Source organism: Calothrix rhizosoleniae SC01 (genome assembly GCF_900185595.1).
GTDB lineage: Bacteria > Cyanobacteriota > Cyanobacteriia > Cyanobacteriales > Nostocaceae > Calothrix_A > Calothrix_A rhizosoleniae.
In genome coordinates this window covers 1-3520 of sequence record NZ_FYBH01000439.1, presented here as the reverse complement: position 1 = coordinate 3520, position 3520 = coordinate 1, and the positions used below count along the sequence as shown (strand labels likewise).

Genomic DNA, 3520 nt, shown 5'->3' with positions numbered 1-3520 from the left:
CTTTCTCTAGCATCCCCATAAGACTCCCGCCATATCCACAAAGATTGGCGGTGAGAGGATATTAAGTAAAATATGATGCAAAAAAGCAGTGTTATCACTTATATGCAATGTATGAACTCAGAATTTAGGCTATAAAGTAGGAGCTATATATTAGAACCAGAATCACGCGTACAAATTATCTAAACATTATAGAGGTTGATTTTTCTTAAATTCACCTTTGACTCAGCACCACTGTTATATATTAAACACTACTTAGTATGAAAGTACGCAATTAAAAAAACAAACCTAGTTGATATTAATTACCCACACAATTTTTGAATATGGAGAAAAAATTTACAGTACATTTTTGGGGGGTTCGTGGTAGTATCCCTTGCCCAGGAACAAATACCGTTCGTTACGGTGGTAACACCCCTTGTGTAGAAATGCGAGTGGGTGGTAAAAGATTAATTTTTGATGGTGGTACAGGGCTACATGTCTTAGGACAATCTCTAATGTCCAAAATGCCTATAGAAGCTCATCTATTTTTTACCCATTCCCATTGGGATCATATGCAAGGGTTTCCTTTTTTTACTCCAGGGTTTGTCAAGGGAAATAGCATTCATATTTATGGAGCAATTGCTCCTGATGGATCTACAGTAGAACAGCGTCTCAATGACCAGATGTTGCACCCAAATTTTCCTGTTCCCTTACAAATCATGCAATCTAATTTGGATTTCTACGATGTAAAACCGGGAAATCCCATCTATATCAATGAGATCAAAGTAGAAACTGCACCACTCAATCATCCTGGTGAAGCCGTAGGATATAGAGTTAATTGGTATGGTGGAGCCGCAGCATATATAACTGATACAGAACATTTTCCAGACAAACTAGATGAAAATATTTTGTATTTAGCTCGTAATGCTGATGTTTTAATTTATGATTCAACTTATACAGACGAAGAATATAATTCACCAAGATCACCAAAAATTGGCTGGGGACATTCCACTTGGCAAGAAGCAGTAAAAATGGCAAAAGCTGCGAATGTGAAAACCTTGGTGATTTACCATCATGATCCTGCCCATGATGATGATTTTTTAGATAACGTGGGCGAACAGGCCGCAGCAGAATATCCTGGTACCATTATGGCTAGGGAAGGTATGATACTTGATGTTCCAGTTTCAGTACCTTTATCAGAATCTTTTCCTGTTAGTTAGGATTTTGATTTCTAAGAGCATTCGGAGTGATTGTAGATTTTAGATTAGATTGGTGGTAAAGAGGCTCTCAACTGTCCCCACTCAGCTGTATACAGTCAGTAAGACGATTAATAAGCTGAATAGGGAAAATCCCCCAGAGAAACATCTTTAAATTCCAGTTCTATGGTAAAGGAAGTAGCTGTGATGGCAATTTCGGTAACTATCAGCAACTTGGTATTGGGAATCTTCCCTAATTATGTTTTCTTTGGGAGCAGGCTGATAGCTTGATAAACTTACTTTCCCAGAATCAACGTGCAAAATCTGTCTCAAAATGGGTGTTCTGTGTGGGTTGCAAATGCAACTAAATTAGCTCTTACTCCCACTGCTATTGCTCTGGGAAAATTTGATGGTATCCATCTTGGTCATCAACAAGTGCTTCAACCGATGTTGAAGTTAAAAAAATCAATGGAGGAGGAGCAAAATAGCCACTGTAGGGAGCATATTTACTCTACTGTAGTTACATTTAACCCCCATCCACGGGAGTTTTTTAGCGGACAACCCCATGATTTATTAACACCTCTGGATGAAAAAGTTGAACAATTGCGATCGCTAGGGATAGAACAGCTGGTACTATTACCTTTTGACAAGGAATTATCAGCTCTCACTCCTACTGAGTTCGTAGAAAAAATTCTCATTCAACAACTACAAGTGGTACAAATTACTGTAGGGCAAGATTTTCGGTTTGGTTCTCGCCGTCTTGGAACTGCTCAAGATTTACAAGTTATTGCAGCCAAATATGGTATCCGAGTAAATATTGTGCCTTTAGAAATTAATGCTGATGGCGAGAGTTTACCTATTAGTACCACACTCATCCGCGAACACCTGCTTCAGGGAGATATTCAACGAGCCAATCAACTCCTGGGTAGATCATATTCCCTAATTGGTACGGTGATGGAAGGTGAACAACTTGGTAGAACCATTGGCTTCCCCACAGCAAATTTAGCATTACCACCAGATAAATTCTTGCCCCGTCAAGGAGTTTATGCCGTACGTGTTTCTATTGAAAAGGGAACATCAGATGTCTTAAAAAGTGAGTCTTGGGGGGTGATGAATATAGGTATTCGCCCCACTGTTAGTGGCACCCAAATATCGGTAGAAGTCCATTTATTAGATTGGTCTGGTAATTTATATGGTGAAAAACTAGTAGTCAAACTAGAACAATTTTTACGCTCAGAACAGAAATTTGGTTCCCTAGAAGCACTCAAAAACCAAATTCAGCATGATTGCGACAGCGCCCGAAATTTTTTCCGTCAAGGGTGTTAATTTAGCCCCAGAGTGGGAAAACTAAGAGCAAGTAAGGGGAATGTTTCCTGTTCCCCATTTCTTGTTCCCCACTCCCCAATTTGGTGCATGAGAGAAAAAATTGACGCTCTAAAACAAAATTTAGCTTTAACCATCGTCGGTAAAGATGAGGCTATACGTTTAGTGATAGTTGCCCTGTTAGCCGATGGTCATGCTTTACTAGAAGATGTGCCTGGAGTTGGTAAAACCTTACTGGCAAAATCCTTGGCTCGTTCCATTGATGGTAAATTCCAAAGACTACAATGCACTCCAGACTTACTACCCACAGATGTTACTGGTACTAGCATATGGAATCCTAAAAGTGGAGAATTTACCTTTCTTCCAGGGCCAATATTTGCTAATGTTGTGCTGGCTGATGAAATTAACCGTGCTACCCCTCGAACCCAATCAGCTTTGCTGGAAGTCATGGCAGAGCATCAGGTGACAGTAGATGGGGTTTCCCGTTCTGTTCCCACCCCATTCTTTGTGATTGCTACCCAGAACCCCATTGAGTATCAAGGAACATTTCCTTTACCTGAAGCTCAAATGGACAGATTTATGGTGTCTTTGAGTCTGGGTTATCCTTCGGAAACAGAAGAACTGCAAATGTTGCAACGTCTCCAATCAGGTGTGCAAATAGAAAAATTATCACCCTGTATTACTTTGGCAGAGTTACAAGAGTTACGTCAATTATGTACACAAGTTCGTGTTGATACTTCTTTACAAGAATACATTTTAGAATTAGTCCGAGCCACCAGAAATGATGAAGAAATTACTCTGGGGGTAAGTCCTCGAGGTACTGTAGCATTACAAAAAGCGACTCAGGCTTTCGCTTTTCTAGAAGGGCGAGATTATGCTCTCCATGATGATATTAAATTTTTAGCTCCCTATGTTTTTTCCCATCGGATAATACCTGCTTCTGGACGTAGGGGAATGACGGTTATGGATAGATTATTACGTTCTGTTCCCGTAGGAGTTTAAGGGTAAATAATAAGTAATAACTG

Annotated in this window: 3 protein-coding genes; all 3 read left to right on the top strand. The window is 39.8% G+C overall.

Annotated features, from left to right (window positions below; all coding sequences use genetic code 11):
- The first annotated feature begins 320 nt into the window (after nucleotides 1-320).
- Entirely contained in the window at nucleotides 321-1196 is an 876-nt protein-coding gene (locus tag CALSC_RS25120; protein ID WP_088243915.1) for an MBL fold metallo-hydrolase, read from the top strand.
- 291 nt (nucleotides 1197-1487) lie between these two features.
- A complete protein-coding gene (locus CALSC_RS25115) occupies nucleotides 1488-2498 on the top strand; it encodes a bifunctional riboflavin kinase/FAD synthetase (RefSeq protein ID WP_200817756.1) in 1011 nt (336 codons plus the stop codon).
- Nucleotides 2499-2585: 87 nt separating this feature from the next.
- The gene (locus CALSC_RS25110; RefSeq protein WP_088243914.1) at nucleotides 2586-3497 is read left to right on the top strand and encodes an AAA family ATPase; all 912 of its coding nucleotides are present in this window, start codon (nucleotides 2586-2588) and stop codon (nucleotides 3495-3497) included.
- The last annotated feature ends 23 nt before the right edge of the window (nucleotides 3498-3520 follow it).